The organism is Nonomuraea sp. 3-1Str (assembly GCF_031570565.1).
Taxonomy (GTDB): Bacteria; Actinomycetota; Actinomycetes; order Streptosporangiales; family Streptosporangiaceae; genus Nonomuraea.
The window spans coordinates 1-16,977 of sequence record NZ_JALHBK010000043.1; the positions used below are offsets into that span (position 1 = coordinate 1).

Below are 16,977 nucleotides of genomic sequence, written 5' to 3' on the forward strand. Positions count from 1 at the left end.
GCCTGCGGACCTTGACCGGTTGTGTCACCTGGCCCCCCGAGCGCCGATCGAACGTGATCAGCACCATCCAACCGGCAAGGGCGCTCTACACGCCAACCCGGCGATCATTTCCGGTCACAGCACTAGCGGACCCATAATTCGTAGCCGCCGTCACCGTCGCCGTCGCAGTGGTAGTCGGCGTAGTGGTCCCAGTAGACGGCCACGATGCCGGCGGCCTGGCAGGTGACCAGGCTGTCGTAGGTGCCGTAGTAGCGCCAGCTCAAGATCGAGACGCCGGCGGTCTGAGCCGATGAGGTGGTCAGCGGTGAAGCGGCGGCGGCTGATGCCGTGGCCGGGATACACCCCATACGCCTACCCGTTGCGGTGGAAGGAGTCATTCGTCTGGCGGGCCGTCACCGGTGTCGCCGGCCCGGCACGCTGCGCGCTGGCCGTGCACGTGCCCGACTCCTCGCACGCCGCCGCAGTCGCGATCTACCGCCTCCATCGGACAAGCAACGCCGACGGCGATTCGATCGCCGACCTTCCCGTCGACCAAGCCGCCCACCCTGGCGGCTGGCTGGTGCACCATGTCTCGGTTCCCGACGCCACCGACCTGTCGGTCGAACTCGTCGACACCGGACCAGGCGATCGCACCATCGCCGCCGACGCCATCTCCATAGCCTGTCCTGGCTGACACGCAACCTCGGGTACGGCGTCTCAGGTAAGGGTGCTCGATCTCGCCGACAGGCCCACCATCAGGCGATTCGTCGACCGTTCGGCGTCTGATTCCCGCCGTACGGCGGGCGCCTGGCCTCGACACGACGGCCAGGCGCCCGCGGACGGTGCCACGTCGGGACTCAGCCGGTCTTCACAGCCTGGTGGACGGCCGTTGCCCGATCACGGTCATCGTGCCTCTTCGTCCCGGGGTCGCCGCCGGCCCGTGTCCTGCCACGGGAACGGGGCGCGGTCGGGTTCGACCCAGCCGGTCCTGGCCTGCGCGGAGGCCAGCGTCGCCGGCTGGTAGAAGCGGGTCAGCAGCCGCTTGTCGAGCAGGGCGGGGTGGTGGTCGATGAACGCGGTGAAGTCGTCTTCGCCGTGTTCGGCCGCGTGGTGGCCGACCAGTTCGACCCAGGCCCGGCTCATGGTCGCGTGGTACTTCTGGGGCACCCTCGCATAGCGGGTGGTGCGCTGGATGCCGTCGCTGACCAGGCCGACCGCCGCGGGCACGCCAACCCGTCGAACGGCCAGCCAGGTCAGATGGACATGTTCCCGGTGGCCGAACCGCTCGGCGGTCGCCATCACCTCGGCCATCAACGCATCGAAGTCAGGGGCGCCGACGACGTGTTCGTCGGCGGGGTGCATGGTCATGAGGGCACCTCCGTCAGGGCTTGCAGGGCGGTGCGCAGGTGAGCGATGGCGTCGTCCGGCAGGCCGCCGAGCGCGCGGTGCTCCAGGTCGGCGATGGCCTGGCGGATCGTGGTGGCGGCCAGTCGCCCGGACGAGGTGAGTTCGATGAGCACCGCCCGGCGGTCTCCGGGGCGGGTGCCGCGGGTGATGTGGCCGCGTCGTTCCAGGCGGTCCAGCACGCTGGTCAGCGTGGTGGGGCGGGTGCCCACGGCCGCGCCGAGTTCGGACACGGTCCGGCCCCGGCCGTCGGCCAGGTTCGCCAGCGCGTTGATCTCGGAGGCGGTCAGGTCCAGGTCGACGAGCTCGGCGGCGAGCACTTGCAGGGTGGCGTGGGTGGCCCGCTGCAATGCGAGCAGAGCCGACCACTCAGATGATACGGATTCGGACTTCACGATGTCGGATCATACGATTTCGTAGCATCTGCCGCAAGCGAGAACCATCACCTCCCACATCGTGAGTGCCGAGCTGCTGACCCGGGCGACCCACGCGGTGATCAACCACGGCAAGCCGCGGGCACCTGGGTCCGGCGGCGGGCGCCTGGGCGCTCGTCCGCGAGCAGAGCCGGGCCCGCCGGCCCACGGGTTGGCCGCGCCAGGGCTGTCCCGGCGGTTGACGCCGCCGCCGGTGGTCAGGCCGCCGACCAGCCGCCGTCGACCGGGACGAGGGCGCCGTTGATGAACGAGGCGGCGTCGGAGGCGAGGAAGAGGGCGGCGTCGGCCATCTGCTCCGGCTGGGCGATCCGCTCACCCAGCGCGAGCACGGGGGCGAGGCGGGCGGCGCCGGTGGGGTCGAACGAGGCCGCGGTGGCGATGCCGGTCATGGTCGGGCCCGGGAGGATGGCGTTGCAGCGGATGCCGTCCTTGGCGTGGGCCCAGGCGACGCTGCGGGTCAGGCCGGCGACGCCGTGCTTGGAGGCGGTGTAGGCGGCTCCGGCGGCGCCGCCGCGGACGGCCGCCTCGGAGGCGGTGTTGACGATCGCGCCGCGGCCCTGGCGCAGCATGTGGGGCAGGACGGCGTGGGTGACGAGGAAGGTGCCGGTCAGGTTGACGCGCAGGACCCGCTCCCACAGCGCGAGGGGGATCTCGGCGGGCAGGGCCATGGTGTCCATGATCCCGGCGTTGTTGCACAGCACGTCGATGCGGCCGTAGGCGCTGATCGCGGTCTCGACGAGCGCGGTGACCGACGCCTCGTCACCGATGTCGGCGGTGGCGGGCAGGGCCGCGTCACCGATGTCGGCGGCGGTGCGGGCGGCGCCGTCGGCGTCGATGTCGCAGACCACGACGCGGGCGCCGGCCTTGGCGAAGGTCACGGCCATCGCCCGGCCGATGCCGGACCCCGCTCCGGTGATGAGGGCGACACGGTCGTCGAGGGTGTGGGCGGTCATGGGCGCGTCCTTTCGATCGGGGCGGGCGACGGCGGCGCGCGTCCGGCGGTGAGCCCCGGCGACCGGACTTCGTCGTCCGGTTGCACCGTAGCCCGGGCCGCCGACCCGTGTCGAGCGTCACGGGAAGCCAACCGGACGATTCGGTCCGGTTGGTACCGTAGCTTCCATGTCCCACGCACGCCGACCCAACAGAGGCCCGAGCGCCGCGGCGGAGAACCGGGCGGCGCTGATCGCGGCGGCCCGCGAGCTGTTCGCCACCGACGGGTTCGACACGCCGCTCACCTCGATCGCGAGGGCGGCCGGCGTCGGCCAGGGCAGCCTCTACCGGCACTTCCCCGACCGCGTCAGCCTCGCGCTGGCCGTCTTCGAGGACGGCGTCAGGGAGCTGGAGGGGCTCGCCGCCCGGCCCGGCACCACGCTCGACGACATGCTGGCGCTCATGACCGAGCAGGCCATCTCCTCGATCGCGTTCATCGACATGGTCGGGGCGGTCGGCGCCGCGGTCGACCCGCGCCTCCTCCGGCTGCGCGATCGCGTGGCGGAGCTGCTGGAGGGCCTGCTCGCGGAGGCGCGGGAGTCGGGCCGCGTACGTGACCACGTCACCACCGAGGACCTGGTCACGGTCATCGGCATGATCGCGGCACTGCTCGCCAGGATACCGGCGGACACCCGCCGCCGGACGGCCGAGCGCGCCTGGCTGCTGTTCCGCCAGGGCATGGACGCCTGACGCGCGGGACGCTTCACGCATCGGTCGCCTGCTCCGCCGGCCGGACGCCGGCCCGCGGGCCGGGCGCGGCGACGTCAGCGCGGGGGACCCGCCCGGGTGGCCACTCCGCGGATCATCGGCACGGTGACGGGCAGGTTCGGGCGGGGCGCGAACGTCCGGACGTCGTGGACGGCCAGGCCGGCGTGCTCGATCGTGGCCAGGCTGCGCCGGTTGAGGTGGCATCCCGCGCCCAGGCGCCGCCACAGCGGCGTGAGCAGGTCCTGGATCCGGCCGCGCGCGCCCGTGCCGCGTACGTGCTCGAAGAACACGAACCGGCCGGCCGGCTTCAGCACGCGCCGGACCTCGGCCAGCGTCCGGCCGGGGTCGTCGACCGAGCACAGCACCAGGGTGGCGACCACGGCGTCGAAGCTGGCGTCGGCGAAGGGCAGCCGCTCGCCGCGCGCGGCGAGCACCCGGACGGGGACCGCCGCCCCGGCCGGCCGGGCGCGCAGGCGACGGCGCATGGCGGCGTCGGGTTCGGCGGCCACCACCTGGCCGGCCGCGCGGTAGTGGGCGAGGTTGGCGCCGGAGCCGGCGCCGATCTCCAGGACCCGCCCGCCCAGGCCCCCGACCAGCTCCTCTCGTACGGCTCCCAGCCAGTACCGCTCGGCGACCCGGGTGATGGCGTCGTAGCACATCGCGAAACACCGGTGCCCGCGCCCGTCCATGACCGGCTCCCTCCGTCCGCGTCCGGTTCGGCCCTGACCTCCAGCCAAGCACTCCCGCCGCACCGGCCCGAGACGGGGTCCGCACGGAGGCGCAACTCTTGGGTTGCGCATTCAGGGGTCGATGTGCAACTCTGAAGTTGCACGCAAGGACGAGTATGAAGGAGTCTCCTCATGAGCGAGGATCGGATCGAACGCGAAACGCTGATCGCGGCGTCCCTGGAGCGGGTCTGGTCGCTGGTGGCCCAGCCCGGGTTCTGGGTGGCCGACGAGGCGAGCCTGCCCGGCACCGTGGCACGGGAAGGAGAGTCGATGGTGGCCAGGAACGCCCAGCACGGCGACTTCCCGGTGCGCGTGGAGACGGTGCGTCCGCCGACGTACCTGGCCTACCGCTGGACCAGCGCGTTCCCGGGGGAGGAGTTGAGCGAGGACAACAGCACCCTCGTGGAGTTCACGCTGACCCCGGAGGGCGACAAGACGCGGCTGCGCGTCGTGGAGAGCGGGTTCGCGACACTGCCCGGCACCGAGGAGCTGCGCACCCGGAACCTGAAGGACCACACCGACGGCTGGCCCCAGTGCTTCGACGCGCTCAAGGCGCGCGCCGAGCAGCCGTCCGCGTGACGGACGAACGTCGCGGCGTCGCCGGGGAGGTCGACAGCGTCCTGGCCGCGTTGGCCGACCCGACGCGACGTCACCTGCTCGACCTGCTCGCAGCGCGGGGCGAGGCCACCGCGACGACGCTCGCCGAGCGGCTGCCGGTCTCGCGGCAGGCGGTGGTCAAGCACCTCGCCGTCCTGGACGCCGCCGGGCTCGTCTCCGGCAGCCGGGTCGGCCGCGAGGTGCGGTACGCGGTCCGCCCGGCGGCGCTGGACGCGACGGCGCGGTGGATGGCCGCGCTCGCGGCCGACTGGGACCGGCGACTGGCGACCATCAAGCGCGTCGCCGAGGCGGCGGAGGGGGATGCGCTCCAGAGCTGAAAATCTACAATGTAAAGGGCGCGGGCTGGGACCTGCACGAGTGGCGATCGCCGAGCTCACGAGCCTGCTCGCAGCCGGCGACGGTAACCGCTGAGCCGCGTTCTACGGTCCTTCTCGGGGGCGACGGCGGAGGCGGACAGGAGCGTCGCAGCGGCGAGGCTGCCCCAGAGGGCGGCCGAGCCGTGGGAGGCGAGAGCGGTGATGACCGCCGGGGAGACGGCGAGGCCGAAGCCCGTGGAGAGCTGGAAGCGGGCCAGGGCGCGTCCCAGGACGGGGGCCGGGGCGAGGACGGTGACGAGCGCGGTGGCGCTGCCGGCATAGATGATCTCGCCGATGGTGCAGACCACGGACACCGCGGCGACGGCCGGGGCACTCCATCCGTGTCCCAGGGAGGTGGCCGCGAGGAAGCCGAGGTAGGACGCGGCGAGTACCACACCGGCGAGAGCCAGCATGGTCCGCCGGGAGAAGCGGGACATCAGGACGGTGACCGGAACCTGCAGGGTGACCACCAGCACCGTGTTCGCCACGAAGATGGCCGCCGACCACACCGGGGACGCGTGCAACTGGGCCACCAGGACCAGGGGGAGCGCGATCTCGGGGACGTTGAGGCAGAAGACATAGATCACGTTGGCGGCCAGCAGCGCGCGCATCCGAGGCGCGGGCCCGTCGATCCTGTCCCTGGCCGGAGCAGCGGCTGGATGCGCGTGCAGGTGGACCGACCATGCCAAGGCCGCCGCGGCGAGATAGGCGAGCCCGGTGACGGCTGCCAGCGCCTGCAGTGCGGTGGTGCCGCCCGCCAGGCATGCGGTGGCGAGGAGGGCGCCCACGCCCAGGCCGGCGTTGCGCAGGGCGCGGGCTCCCGCGAGAGCGGCGTCGCGTTCGCGGCCGTGGGCGACCGTGGCCACGAGAGCCGCGTGGGCGGCCGGCCACGCCTGGTTGCCGATGCCGAGGAAGAGCGCCGCCGTCGCGAACAGCCAGACGTGCCCCGCCGGGGCGGCCAGCAGCAGCGCCACGCCCACCACCCGCACCAGCATCGACGCCGCCACGACCGTGCTGCGTGCGCCCCGGTCCAGCCATCGGCCCACCGCAGGCATGCACACCAGACCCACGACGACGCCGGCCGTCATGGCGATGCCGGTGGCCGACGCGGACAGCCTCAGCACCGTCACCCCGTAGAGCAACAGAAAGGGCCGCAGCATGCCGGTGCCGAGCGCGTCCACGGCCAGGGCTACGGCATAGCGGGGGCCTCCGGAGGCGCGGACGAGGGCGCGCGGCTGGATCTTGGTGGTGGTTGCCATGGCATCAACGATGCGTTCGGCCGCCGCGCCGACCGCGTCGGTTGACGGACACCGTCAATCGACGCGGTCGTCGGCCATCCGACCAGCGATGATGGAGGGATGACGTTGAGGATCGACATCGGCGGCCTGCCGTCCGGGCGGCTGCGGTTCGCCGCCTCCCCGCTGGCCGAGCTGACCGCGATGCTGCACGTGCTGGCCGAACCCGGGCATCACCCGCAGCTCGCCGGCTGGGCCGGGGACGTCTGGGCCGGGCTGCGGCCGGAGCTGGCCGAGCGGCTCAGGGAGGCGGAGTTCCTCTGGCGTTCCTCACGAGCCGACTTCCTGGTCCCCGCTCGTCCCCGGCCGACCCTCGCCGAGGAGCTGGACGAGGTGGACCGGATCGACGATGAAACCTATGTGAGCGCCGCGCTCATCACCACGTGCGGCAGCAACCGGGTCCATTTCGGCGCGCCGTCGCCGCTCGCCGACGCGGCGGCGCGCGAGCGGGCCCTGGACCTGGCCCAGGCCCGCGGCGCGCTCCAGGAGGCCTTCGCGGAACGGCTGCTCGCGGACCCGGCCGCCGTTCGGGCGCGGGTGCGTGACACCCTCGAACAGTGCGCCGAGGCCTTCTTCGACGCCGCCTGGGCGGGCGCCGCCGTGCAACTCGCCACCGACCTGCGCCTGAAGAACGACCTGCTGAAGCGCCAGGGCATCGGGGCGGCACTCGCGTCGGTCTCCGGCGCCGTCACCCTGGCGCCGGACGGCAACTGCATCATCGTCGACAAACTGCAGGACAATGCGACCTCCGCCCACGGCACCGGGGTCACCTTCCTTCCCAGCGTCTTCGGCCGCCCGCACCTGGTGGTGATCCAGGCGCCCGGGTGGCAGCCGGTGGTGCAGTACCCCGTGGCCGAGGCAAGCCCATCGGAGCCGGTGTCGCTGGAAACGGTGACGCTCCGGCTGGAGGCGCTCGCGCATCCGGTACGGCTGCGGCTGCTGCGCACCCTCGCCCGCGGCCCGCACACCACCGGTGAGCTGGCCCACGCCTGGGAGCTTTCACCCCCGGAGGTCTCCCGCCACCTCGCTGTCCTGCGCCGCGCGGGCCTGCTCACGGCCCGGCGGCACGGTCGCTACGTCCGTTACACCGTCAATCTCCCCGATCTGACGGCGCTGGGCGCCGACCTGCTGACGGCCGTACTGCGCTGAGCAGCTTCGGCCAACCGGACCGCGGGCGACCGCCGACCTGCCGGCCAGGACCCGGACCTCACCGGGCGCCGAGTGACTCCTTGAGGTAGGTCATGGCGTCCACGGGCTCATCGGCGAAGAACATCAGCTCCGAGAGGGGACGCGGCAGGAATCCCTCGTCCTCCATGCGGCGGAACTGCTCCTTCAGCCCGTCGTAGAAGCCCGCGGTGTTCAGCAGCACCACCGGCATGTCGGTATGCCCGTGCTTCTTCAGCTCCAGGATCTCGGTCGCCTCGTCCAGGGTCCCCGTGCCACCCACCATGATCACCACCGCGTCGGCCTTGGCCAGCAGCAGCCTCTTGCGCTCGGCGAGGTCCTGCGCGATGACCATGTCGTCCACGCCGGGCCGCACCTTGTCCACCAGAAAATGCACCGAGACGCCCATGAGGCGCCCGCCGGAGGCGTGCACCCCGTCGGCCACGACCTTCATCAGCCCCACGTTGGAGCCGCCCCACACCAGCGTGTGGCCGCCCTGCCCGATCAGCCGCGCGAGCTCGCGGGCGGGCCGGGTGTAGGTCTCGGCGAGGTCGGCGGCGGAGAGGAAGACGCAGATGTTCATGACAACACCGTAGGGGCTGCCCGTGGCGGACCTGGAGAGAGGCGTCAGCAGTGACGGCATGTGAGACGGCGGCTTCCGCGGGGCAGACCGGCCGATCATGACGCTTAACCCTCCGGACATCCACGCATGTCATGATCTCCGGGATCTTGAGCAACCTCTGACAGGAGCATGATGACGGCATCTGCACGCCGCGCGTTACGCGCCGTTCTCGCGGGCGGCCTGACGGCCGCCGCGCTGGTCTGGCCGGCGGGCGCACAAGCGCAAGCGGTTGCGGCCGCCACCGTCTCGGTGGACTTCACCAAGCCCGTTCACACGATCTCTCCCGCCGACATCGGCGTCTCCATCACCGGGTACGGCGAGGGCTCGTACATCACCAACGACACCAGGCACCGCGAACACGTGCGCAGGCTGGGCGTGGGCCGCATGCGTATCGAGCTGCACTACCAGACGCCGGGCGACCACAGCAGCCCCATCGTCTGCGGCGGCTACAGGTGCGCCACCGAGGTCTCGGGCGACGCCTGGATCGACGTTATCCGCGACCTGGGCGCGGAGCCGGTCGTCATCCTCCAGGTGGACGGCCGGCAGAGCGCGGAGGTGAACCGGGACGACGCGGTCGCCCTCCACCGGCACTTCGCCGCCTCCGGCAAGCCGATCCAGCGGTTCATCCTGGGCAACGAGCTCAACTGCTCCTGCACCCCGGACAAGCCGCAGATGACGGCCACGGAGTACAGCAGGCGATTCAACCTCATCGCCGACGCGCTGCGCGCCGAGAACGCCTCCGTCGCGATCGGCGGCCCCGCCACCTCCTCGAACGACCACGACTACATCCGCACGTTCCTGCAGGGATCGGGCGCCCGGGTCAGCTTCGTCGACTACCACGACTACGGCAACGGCTTCGACCCCATCACCGACGACGCGCTGCTCGGTGACGTGATCCGCGACTACGAGACCGACATCGAGGCCGTGCGCGCCACGGTCCGCTCCGTGCTCGGCCACGACCTGCCGATCCAGATCGGCGAGTTCAACTCCGACTACGACGACCCGGACGGCCACCGCACGCTGACCCACTTCAACACCCTGTGGGGCGCGGCGGCCCTCGGCCAGATGCTGCACGCCGGCGCGAGCGCCTTCCAGTACGGCGACAAGAACGGCCGGCTCGGCCTGACCAGCACCAAGGGCGAGGGCGGCATCGCCCGCAGCGAGCCGCTGCCCATGTACCACGGCATCGGCATGTACACCGGTGAGGGCCTGTTCAGGCCGTTCGGCACGACCGTCGTCCAGGCGAGCGCGAGCACCGCCAAGCTGCACGTCTTCGCCTCCGACCACGCCAGGAACGTCGTCCTGGTCAACGTGGGCGACGAGCCGCTGGAGACGGCCCTCACCCTCACCGGGGCGGCGAACGGCACCGCCGCGATCTGGCAGAGCACCTCCGACGCCTGGACCCCGCACCGCACCGGCACCGCGACGATCTCCGGCGGCCGGGCCACGGTGACGTTGCCGGCCGGATCGGCCACCACCCTGGTCCTCGACGAGCAGGGCCTGTCGGCGACGTACTTCGACAACGCCGACCTCACCGGCGCCAGCGTCACCCGCGTCGACCCCACCGTGAACTTCGACTGGGGCTCGGCCTCCCCGGACCCCGCCATCGGCGCCGACACCTTCAGCGCCCGCTGGAGCGGCAAGGTCGTCGCCGACAAGGCGGAGACGTACACGTTCATCACGACCAGCGACGACGGCGTGCGGCTGTGGGTGGACGGGCGGCTGCTCATCGACGCCTGGAGCGACCACTCCAAGCGCGAGGACACCGCCGCGATCGCGCTGAGCGCCGGCTCGCACGACCTCAGGATGGAGTTCTACGACGGCGGCTACGACGCCATCGCGGAGCTGCGCTGGACGAGCCCGAGCATCCCCCGCGAGATCATCCCGGCGGACAGGCTCCGCACCGGCTGAACCAGCGGGCCGCCTGCCGGGAGCCGGCGAGGGCGGGGGCGGCGACGCCGCTGCGCCGTCCTACGGCCGGACCTCGTACACCAGGTTGAACGGCGTCTCCGCGGCCCGCCGGAACCGAGTGAAGCCCGCCTCGGTGACCAGCTCCCGCATCCTGGCCTCACCGGCCTGCGCGCCGAGAGCGTAGCCGCCCGGCTGGGAGAGCGCGTTGGGCACGCACAGGAACGTGGAGGCGCTGTAGTACAGCCGTCCCACGGGCGTCAGGTTCTCCTCGACCCGGTCGAAGGCGAACGGCTCGACCAGGAGCCAGGTCCCGTCCGCGGCCAGCGCCTCGCGCACCCGCCGGGCGGCGCCCAGGGGGTCGCCCATGTCGTGCAGGCAGTCGAACATCGTCACCAGGTCGTAGTCGGCGCCGGTGAAGGTGTCCGCGCCGGACACCTCGAAGCCCAGCCGGTCGGACAGGCCGGCCTGGGCGGCCCGCTCGCTCGCCAGCGCGATGGACTCGGCGTGGTAGTCGGAGCCGAGGACCGTGCTGCGCGGATACGTCTGCGCGATGAGGGCCGAGGACGAGCCGAGACCGCAGCCCACGTCGGCCACCCGCGCCCCGGCGGCGAGTTTGGCCTCCACCCCCTCCAGGGCCGGGATCCAGCTCGTCACCAGCTGGGCCACGTAGGCAGGCCGGAAGAACGCGTCGCAGCCGACGAAGACGTCCTCGTGGTGCTCGTGCCAGCCGACTCCGGCGCCGGTGCGGAAGTCCTCGGTGATGCGCGGTTCGGCGCGCAGCATGCCGAGGGCGAGCAGGAACGCCGCGGGCAGGTTGGGGCCGTCCGGGGCGGCCAGGCAGAACGCCTGCTCCTCCGTCAGCGAGAACCGGCCGGTGCCCGGATCGTAGCCGACGTACCCGCCGGCGGCCTGGCCGCGCAGCCACTCGGCGAGGTAGCGCGGGTCGCAGCCGGTGCGCTGCGCGAACTCCTCGGGCGTGGCGGGACCCTCCGCGAGCGAGCGGTACAGGCCGAGCCGGTGACCGATCACGATGGAGCCCGCCGCGTTGGTCGCCGCCAGGTCGCTCGTGAACCGGCCCAGGAACTCCGTCAGCTTGTTCTGGTCCATCCGGTCCTCCTCGCCGTCGAGCCGGCTCGTGCCGGCTGCGACAGCAAGGGTCGGCGCGCGCCCTCCGGCGCGCTGTCCTGGTCCTACCAGGCAGAGTTTGCCCTGGTACGCGGGATGCTACGCATGGGTTGCCGGGCGTGGCGTGTCGTGGTGCCGTCACCCGGCCAGGGGGACCCGCCGGGCGAGCACCTTGCGGTGGCTGATCCGCCAGCCCCGGTCCACGCGCACGACGGTGTCCTCGTACGTCACGCTCCCGCTCGTGCCGTCCGAGCGGATGCCGATCCCCTTGGACCGCGCGCTCACCCGGCCGTCGGGCCGCTCGCCGAGGACGACGTTCGTGACATGGTGCCCGACCGGGTTCAGCTCGCCCAGGGCGCGCGCCGCCTCGGCGCATGCCGCCACCCCCCGCAGGACCCCCTGCCCGAAGTCCGTGACGTCGTAGGTGACATCGGTGGTGAACACCTCGTCCAGGCGGTCGAGGTCGCCGCTGTCGCACAGGTGCCCGTGCATCGCGATCAGCTCGGCGATCAGGAAGCGGTCTTCACAGGTGAGGGCCATGACGCTCCTTTGCTGGTGAGGCGGCAGCCTCCCGTCATAGCGCGCTACCATAAACGGGGAACTCCCCACTTAGCAACCAGGGAGCACGACGATGGCGGATGCGGGCAGGACGGCGGGCACGCGACGACCGCGCAGGACGGACGCGGCCAGGAACGCCGAGCTGCTGCTCGCCGCGGCGAGAGAGCTCTTCGACGAGCGCGGGCCAGACGTCCCGCTGGACGACGTGGCTCGCCGGGCGGGCGTCGGCAACGCGACCCTCTACCGGCACTTCCCCACGCGGAGCGACCTGATCGTGGCGGTGTACGCGGAGGAGGTGACGACGCTCTGCGAGCAGGGCGCCGCTCTCCTCGAATCCGAACCGGCAGCAGAGGCCCTGTTCACCTGGCTGGAGAGCTTCGTCGTCCACGTCGCCACCAAGCGAGCCCTGGCACTGGCCGGGACCGACGACAACGACGAGCGCCGCACCGAGCTGTTCGGCCACTGGCACACCTCCATGCGCTCGGCCGCGCGGAAACTCCTCGCCCGGGCCCAGCGGACCGGCGCCGTCGATCCCGGCCTCACCGTGGCGGACCTGCTCGCCCTGACGAGCGCGGCCGCCATCGCGGCCACCGGTCCGGAACACGCGCGACGCCTGCTCCGGCTCATGCGCCACGGCTTCGCGGGCCCCCAGCCCTCTCCCACCGGCTGACGGCCGGGAGGACGCTCACGGACCGGCGGGCCCGTACCGCACAGGCTCGCCCTTCAGCGCCGACCACAGGCGAGTGCCGAACTCGAAGTGCCACCACTCCTCGGCGAGCACGACGAAGCCCTGCCGGCGCAGGCTGTGGTACAGCAGGCGGCGCAACGCCCGCACCGGCCCCGGGACGTGCTCGAAGGCGGTCGCCCCGGCCAGTTCCGTGAAGTCGTCGAAGACCGTCCCCAGCGCCAGCGCCCTGCCTTCCCACGTCAACGTGAGATCGACCGCCCCGCCGGTCAGATGAGGCGGCGGTGCCGCCGGATCCCCGGAGGGCCGCGCCACCATGGTGGGCCCAGCGGGGTCGCCTTCCGGGGTGAGCGCGTCGAACAGCTCTCGCTGCAGCGCAAGGGGGCGCCAGGCGTCGAAGACCGCGATCCCGAATCCCTCCGGCAGCGTGGCGGCGGCCTGGCGCAGCCGCCCGAGCGCCTCGGCTCTCAGCCACTGCCCGCCGGTCGCATGGCGCCGGCCCGCCTCGGCGTAACTGTGCAACACCTCCACGCCGGCACCGGACACCTCGGCGAGCCGCTCCGCCTGGTGCGTCACCTCAGGGGCCGGGCCGAGCGCGGCCGACCCGGGCATGAGCGGCGGAATGGCCGTGCGGGTCATGGGAGCCGGCGGAACGGGGACCTGATCGGCTCCCAGAAGCCCGGCCTGGCCGGCCGTGGGCCTCCCCGTGCGGGCCGGGTGCCGGCCTGCGAGCTCTCGCGGCGGCGTGCTCACTAACCCCTCTTCCACCACAGGCTGAAAGTCATCGCCAGCGTACGCCCAGTGGGGCCGGCCGGAGGAGCGCCGCCGCCGGGGAAGTCCCCGTCGAGAACGTCATGTGCCCGCGTCATAGACTTGTCCGACGTGACGTCGAAGCCGCGTATCCCCGATGTTCTGGCCGCCCGTTATGCCTCGCCGGAGCTGGCCCGGTTGTGGTCTCCCGAGTACAAGGTCGTCGCCGAGCGGCGGCTGTGGCTGGCGGTGCTGCGCGCCCAGGCCGAGCTGGGGGTGGCCGTGCCCGAGCAGGCGGCGGCCGACTACGAGAAGGTCCTCGACCAGGTGGACCTGGAGTCGATCGCGGCGCGTGAGCGGGTGACGCGGCACGACGTGAAGGCCCGCATCGAGGAGTTCAACGCGCTGGCCGGCCACGAGCAGGTCCACAAGGGTATGACCTCGCGCGACCTCACCGAGAACGTCGAACAGCTGCAGATCCGCGACAGCCTGCTGCTGGTGCGCGACCGGGTGGTGGCGCTGCTGGCACGGCTGGCAGCGCTGGCCGAGGAGCACCGCGAGACCGTGATCGCCGGCCGCTCCCACAACGTGGCCGCGCAGGCCACCACGCTCGGCAAGCGGTTCGCCTCGGCCGCCGACGAGCTGCTGGTCGCCCACCGCCGGCTGGAGGAGCTGATCGCCCGCTACCCGCTGCGCGGGATCAAGGGCCCGGTCGGCACCGCCCAGGACATGCTGGACCTGCTCGGCGGCGACGAGGACAAGCTCGCCGAGCTGGAGGGCCGGGTGGCGGCCCACCTGGGGTTCGAGCACAGGCTGACCAGCGTCGGCCAGGTCTACCCGCGTTCCCTCGACTTCGAGGTCGTCTCGGCGCTGGTGCAGCTCGCCGCGTCCCCGTCGTCGCTGGCCAAGACGATCCGGCTGATGGCCGGGCACGAGCTGGTGACCGAGGGCTTCAAGGAGGGGCAGGTCGGCTCCTCGGCGATGCCGCACAAGATGAACACCCGCTCCTGCGAGCGGGTCAACGGCCTGGCCGTGGTGCTGCGCGGCTACGCCTCGATGGTGGGGGAGCTGGCCGGCGACCAGTGGAACGAGGGCGACGTGTCCTGCTCGGTGGTGCGCCGGGTGGCGCTGCCGGACGCGTTCTTCGCCTTCGACGGGCTGGTGGAGACCATGCTGACGGTCCTGGACGAGTTCGGCGCGTTCCCGGCGGTGATCGCCACGGAGCTGGACCGCTATCTGCCGTTCCTGGCCACGACGAAGATGCTGATGGCGGCGGTGCGGGCCGGCGTGGGCCGCGAGACGGCGCACGAGCTGATCAAGGAGCACGCGGTGGGCTCGGCGCTGGCCATGCGCTCGCGCGGCGCGGCCAACGAGCTGCTGGACCGCCTCGCGGCCGACGAGCGGTTCCCGCTGGACCGGGCGGCCCTGGAGGCGCTGCTGGCCGACCGGGTGTCGTTCACCGGCGCGGCGGCCGGCCAGGTGACGGCGGTGGCGCGGCGGGTGGCCGAGGTGGTGTCCGCCCATCCGGAGGCGGCCGCCTACCGGCCCGGCTCCATCCTGTGACCCCCGGCTCGCGCGGTACCGATCGTGGGGCGTGAGCTGAGATCCGTGGCCGAGGTGCGGGCCGCGTGCGGTGACGACGACCTGCCGGTGTGGGTGGCGCAGGACCTGACGGGCGGCGCGCGGGCGTGGGCGCTGGGCGAGGCGGTGGTGAGCGCCGCGCCCGCGGTGTCGCGCCGCGACCGCATCGGCGTGTGGGGGAACGCCTCGGACGCCGTCGAGCTGGTACGGCACGCGCTGGCGGAGATGGGGCCCTCGTACCGGCCGTTCGGCGAGGCGGGACTGATGGCCGAGGTGGCGTCGAAGGTCGACGGGCTGCAGGTGGCGGGCGGCTTCTCCTGGATGAGCCTGCCCGCCGGCCACGTCCCGCCCGACGCGGGGGCGGGTGTGGGCTGGCTGGGGGAGAGGGCTGAGGGGGAGGTGGCCGAGCTGCTGGCCGAGCACGCGCCCACCTCGTATGCGGTGCCGGGCGCGCCGGGGGTGCGCCGCTGGGCGGGCGCGCGGGTGGGCGGCCTGCTGGCGGCGGTGGCCGCGGAGGCGTGGAGCGCCCCGTCGGTGGGGTTGCTGGCCGGGGTGGCCACGGCGGCGCCGTTCCGGGGACGGGGTCTGGCGGAGCGCGTGTGCCGGTGGGTGACGGCCCGGCTCGTGGCGGCGCACGGGCGGGCCGCGCTCATGGTGGACGACGACAACCAGGCGGCGATCGGGGTGTACGGGCGGCTCGGGTACCGGCGCACCCGCGTGCTGGCCACGCACGTCCTGTGAATCTACATTGTAAAGGCGCTCCCCTCTGTCCAAGCCCGCCGAAGCCAAATCGAACCCCGTCGCATCGAACGCGCAGGCGAAAAACGAGGTGAGGCGAAGGCCGGCCGTGAGGCACAGTTCTGGGGTGATGTGCGATTTCGTACCAGGTATCGACCTTTCCCGCGCCTTCTACGGTGAGGTCGTCGCGCCGCTCGTCGGGCGGGCGCCGCACAGTGCCGCGTTGATCGGGCCGGGGTCGGAGGTGCTGGCGTTCGACACGGCCCGCTCGGCCGACCACGACTGGGGACCTCGGGTGCTGCTGTTCGTGGCGGCCGGCGAGGTGGAGGAGGTGCGGTCGCGGGTGGTGGCGGGCCTGCCGGAGCGCTTCCGAGGCTTGCCGACGGTGTTCGGCTACCACGGTGTCCTGCGGCCCGGCGTGGAGGTGGCCGAGCTGGGGGAGTGGCTGGCGGGGCGGCTCGGGTTCGACCCGCGCGCCGGGGTGTCGCTGCTGGACTGGCTGTCGGTGCCGTGGCAGTCGCTGGCCGAGGTGACGCGGGGGGAGGTGTTCCACGACGGGCTGCCGGACGGGCTGGAGGCGGCCCGGTCGGTGCTGCGCTGGTATCCGGCCGACGTGTGGCGGTACGTGCTGGCCTGTCAGTGGCGGCGCATCGCGCAGGAGGAGCCGTTCCCCGGCCGGTGCGGCGAGGTGGGCGACGAGCTGGGGTCGGCGGTGGTCGGGGCGCGGCTGGCGCGGGAGGTGATGCGGCTGGCCCTGCTGCTGCGCCGCCGCTATCCGCCGTACGCCAAGTGGCTGGGCAGCGCGCTGGCGCGCCTGCCGGGCTCGGCGGAACTGGGGGAGTCCTTGGGCCGGGCGCTGGCGGCGCGGACGTGGCGCGAGCGCGAGGCGGCGCTGGCGGCGGCGTACGGGAGGGTGGCCTCGACGCAGAACCGGCTGGGGCTGGCCGCGACGCTGGATGAGCGGGTGCGCGGCTTTCACGACCGGCCGTTCCGGGTGATCGGGGGCGACCGGTTCACGCAGGCGCTGCTGGAGGCGGTGTCGGATCCGGTGATCCGGGGGTTGCCGCTGGTGGGGTGTGTGGACCAGGTGTCGGACTCGGTGGATCTGCTGCTGTCGCCCGCACGGGCTCGGGCGGTCGCGGGGGCGGCGCTCGGCCTGGTGGCCTGAGGTGCGGGCGGGGGCTGCCGGCCCCCCGCGGGTGCCGTGTTGCACCAGGCCGGGTGGATGTGTCGAGGATCGCAACGATCGTCCTGATGCTTGCCCTGACGGCCCGGCTGTTGCGGCGGCGAGGCGGTCACGGCTCGGACCCCGCTGAGGCGGTGTGACAGAG

Annotated in this window: 20 protein-coding genes; 10 read left to right on the top strand and 10 right to left on the bottom strand. The window is 72.8% G+C overall.

Going from position 1 to position 16,977, the window contains the following annotated elements:
* Nucleotides 1-122: 122 nt before the first annotated feature.
* On the bottom strand, nt 123-263 hold the full coding sequence (locus MTP10_RS39470) for a hypothetical protein (RefSeq protein ID WP_310716744.1): 141 nt from the start codon (nt 261-263) through the stop codon (nt 123-125).
* A gap of 41 nt (nt 264-304) precedes the next feature.
* On the opposite strand from MTP10_RS39470, the gene MTP10_RS39475 reads away from it, so the two are divergent.
* The gene (locus MTP10_RS39475; protein WP_310716745.1) at nt 305-673 is read left to right on the top strand and encodes a hypothetical protein; all 369 of its coding nucleotides are present in this window, start codon (nt 305-307) and stop codon (nt 671-673) included.
* 209 nt (nt 674-882) lie between these two features.
* On the opposite strand, the gene MTP10_RS39480 is transcribed toward MTP10_RS39475, so the two are convergent.
* From MTP10_RS39480 to MTP10_RS39490, 3 genes are all read right to left on the bottom strand, one after another.
* The gene (locus MTP10_RS39480; RefSeq protein ID WP_310716747.1) at nt 883-1,347 is read right to left on the bottom strand and encodes a hypothetical protein; all 465 of its coding nucleotides are present in this window, start codon (nt 1,345-1,347) and stop codon (nt 883-885) included.
* Complete coding sequence (locus MTP10_RS39485; protein ID WP_310716749.1) at nt 1,344-1,778, bottom strand: MarR family transcriptional regulator; 435 nt, start codon at nt 1,776-1,778, stop codon at nt 1,344-1,346. The genes MTP10_RS39480 and MTP10_RS39485 overlap by 4 nt, the downstream gene beginning before the upstream one ends.
* A 236-nt stretch (nt 1,779-2,014) precedes the next feature.
* Complete coding sequence (locus MTP10_RS39490) at nt 2,015-2,770, bottom strand: glucose 1-dehydrogenase (RefSeq protein WP_310716751.1); 756 nt, start codon at nt 2,768-2,770, stop codon at nt 2,015-2,017.
* Nucleotides 2,771-2,936: 166 nt separating this feature from the next.
* Between MTP10_RS39490 and MTP10_RS39495 the strand changes: the two genes are divergently transcribed.
* Nucleotides 2,937-3,497, top strand: a complete 561-nt coding sequence (locus MTP10_RS39495; RefSeq protein WP_310716753.1) for a helix-turn-helix domain-containing protein — start codon at nt 2,937-2,939, stop codon at nt 3,495-3,497.
* 74 nt (nt 3,498-3,571) lie between these two features.
* On the opposite strand, the gene MTP10_RS39500 is transcribed toward MTP10_RS39495, so the two are convergent.
* A complete protein-coding gene (locus tag MTP10_RS39500; protein WP_310716755.1) occupies nt 3,572-4,204 on the bottom strand; it encodes a class I SAM-dependent methyltransferase in 633 nt (210 codons plus the stop codon).
* Nucleotides 4,205-4,375: 171 nt separating this feature from the next.
* Between MTP10_RS39500 and MTP10_RS39505 the strand changes: the two genes are divergently transcribed.
* Both MTP10_RS39505 and MTP10_RS39510 read left to right on the top strand, forming a co-directional pair.
* Entirely contained in the window at nt 4,376-4,822 is a 447-nt protein-coding gene (locus tag MTP10_RS39505; protein ID WP_310716757.1) for an SRPBCC domain-containing protein, read from the top strand.
* Nucleotides 4,819-5,178, top strand: coding sequence for a metalloregulator ArsR/SmtB family transcription factor (locus tag MTP10_RS39510; RefSeq protein ID WP_310716759.1), 360 nt, complete (start codon nt 4,819-4,821; stop codon nt 5,176-5,178). The genes MTP10_RS39505 and MTP10_RS39510 overlap by 4 nt, the downstream gene beginning before the upstream one ends.
* A gap of 56 nt (nt 5,179-5,234) precedes the next feature.
* On the opposite strand, the gene MTP10_RS39515 is transcribed toward MTP10_RS39510, so the two are convergent.
* Nucleotides 5,235-6,476 carry an MFS transporter gene (locus MTP10_RS39515; protein ID WP_310716761.1) on the bottom strand — a complete coding sequence of 414 codons (1,242 nt, stop codon included), beginning with the start codon at nt 6,474-6,476 and terminating at the stop codon, nt 5,235-5,237.
* A gap of 99 nt (nt 6,477-6,575) precedes the next feature.
* Here MTP10_RS39515 and MTP10_RS39520 point away from each other — a divergent pair, with 99 nt between their 5' ends.
* Complete coding sequence (locus MTP10_RS39520) at nt 6,576-7,661, top strand: helix-turn-helix domain-containing protein (protein WP_310716763.1); 1,086 nt, start codon at nt 6,576-6,578, stop codon at nt 7,659-7,661.
* Between the two features lie 58 nt (nt 7,662-7,719).
* On the opposite strand, the gene MTP10_RS39525 is transcribed toward MTP10_RS39520, so the two are convergent.
* A complete protein-coding gene (locus MTP10_RS39525) occupies nt 7,720-8,259 on the bottom strand; it encodes a TIGR00730 family Rossman fold protein (RefSeq protein ID WP_310716765.1) in 540 nt (179 codons plus the stop codon).
* A 168-nt stretch (nt 8,260-8,427) separates the two neighbouring features.
* On the opposite strand from MTP10_RS39525, the gene MTP10_RS39530 reads away from it, so the two are divergent.
* Nucleotides 8,428-10,209, top strand: coding sequence for a PA14 domain-containing protein (locus tag MTP10_RS39530; protein ID WP_310716767.1), 1,782 nt, complete (start codon nt 8,428-8,430; stop codon nt 10,207-10,209).
* A gap of 60 nt (nt 10,210-10,269) precedes the next feature.
* Here MTP10_RS39530 and MTP10_RS39535 read toward each other — a convergent pair whose 3' ends face one another.
* Both MTP10_RS39535 and MTP10_RS39540 read right to left on the bottom strand, forming a co-directional pair.
* Complete coding sequence (locus MTP10_RS39535) at nt 10,270-11,316, bottom strand: class I SAM-dependent methyltransferase (RefSeq protein ID WP_310716769.1); 1,047 nt, start codon at nt 11,314-11,316, stop codon at nt 10,270-10,272.
* Nucleotides 11,317-11,472: 156 nt separating this feature from the next.
* Nucleotides 11,473-11,874, bottom strand: a complete 402-nt coding sequence (locus MTP10_RS39540) for a nuclear transport factor 2 family protein (RefSeq protein ID WP_310716771.1) — start codon at nt 11,872-11,874, stop codon at nt 11,473-11,475.
* A gap of 91 nt (nt 11,875-11,965) precedes the next feature.
* Between MTP10_RS39540 and MTP10_RS39545 the strand changes: the two genes are divergently transcribed.
* The gene (locus tag MTP10_RS39545; RefSeq protein WP_310716773.1) at nt 11,966-12,562 is read left to right on the top strand and encodes a helix-turn-helix domain-containing protein; all 597 of its coding nucleotides are present in this window, start codon (nt 11,966-11,968) and stop codon (nt 12,560-12,562) included.
* A 15-nt stretch (nt 12,563-12,577) separates the two neighbouring features.
* Here MTP10_RS39545 and MTP10_RS39550 read toward each other — a convergent pair whose 3' ends face one another.
* A complete protein-coding gene (locus tag MTP10_RS39550; protein ID WP_310716775.1) occupies nt 12,578-13,216 on the bottom strand; it encodes a M15 family metallopeptidase in 639 nt (212 codons plus the stop codon).
* 243 nt (nt 13,217-13,459) lie between these two features.
* On the opposite strand from MTP10_RS39550, the gene purB reads away from it, so the two are divergent.
* The 3 genes from purB to MTP10_RS39565 all read left to right on the top strand — a co-directional run bounded on the left by purB (nt 13,460) and on the right by MTP10_RS39565 (nt 16,814).
* Nucleotides 13,460-14,890 carry an adenylosuccinate lyase gene (purB, locus tag MTP10_RS39555; protein WP_310716777.1) on the top strand — a complete coding sequence of 477 codons (1,431 nt, stop codon included), beginning with the start codon at nt 13,460-13,462 and terminating at the stop codon, nt 14,888-14,890.
* 24 nt (nt 14,891-14,914) lie between these two features.
* The gene (locus MTP10_RS39560) at nt 14,915-15,649 is read left to right on the top strand and encodes a GNAT family N-acetyltransferase (protein WP_310716779.1); all 735 of its coding nucleotides are present in this window, start codon (nt 14,915-14,917) and stop codon (nt 15,647-15,649) included.
* 127 nt (nt 15,650-15,776) lie between these two features.
* Nucleotides 15,777-16,814, top strand: a complete 1,038-nt coding sequence (locus MTP10_RS39565) for a DUF4037 domain-containing protein (RefSeq protein WP_310716848.1) — start codon at nt 15,777-15,779, stop codon at nt 16,812-16,814.
* The last annotated feature ends 163 nt before the right edge of the window (nt 16,815-16,977 follow it).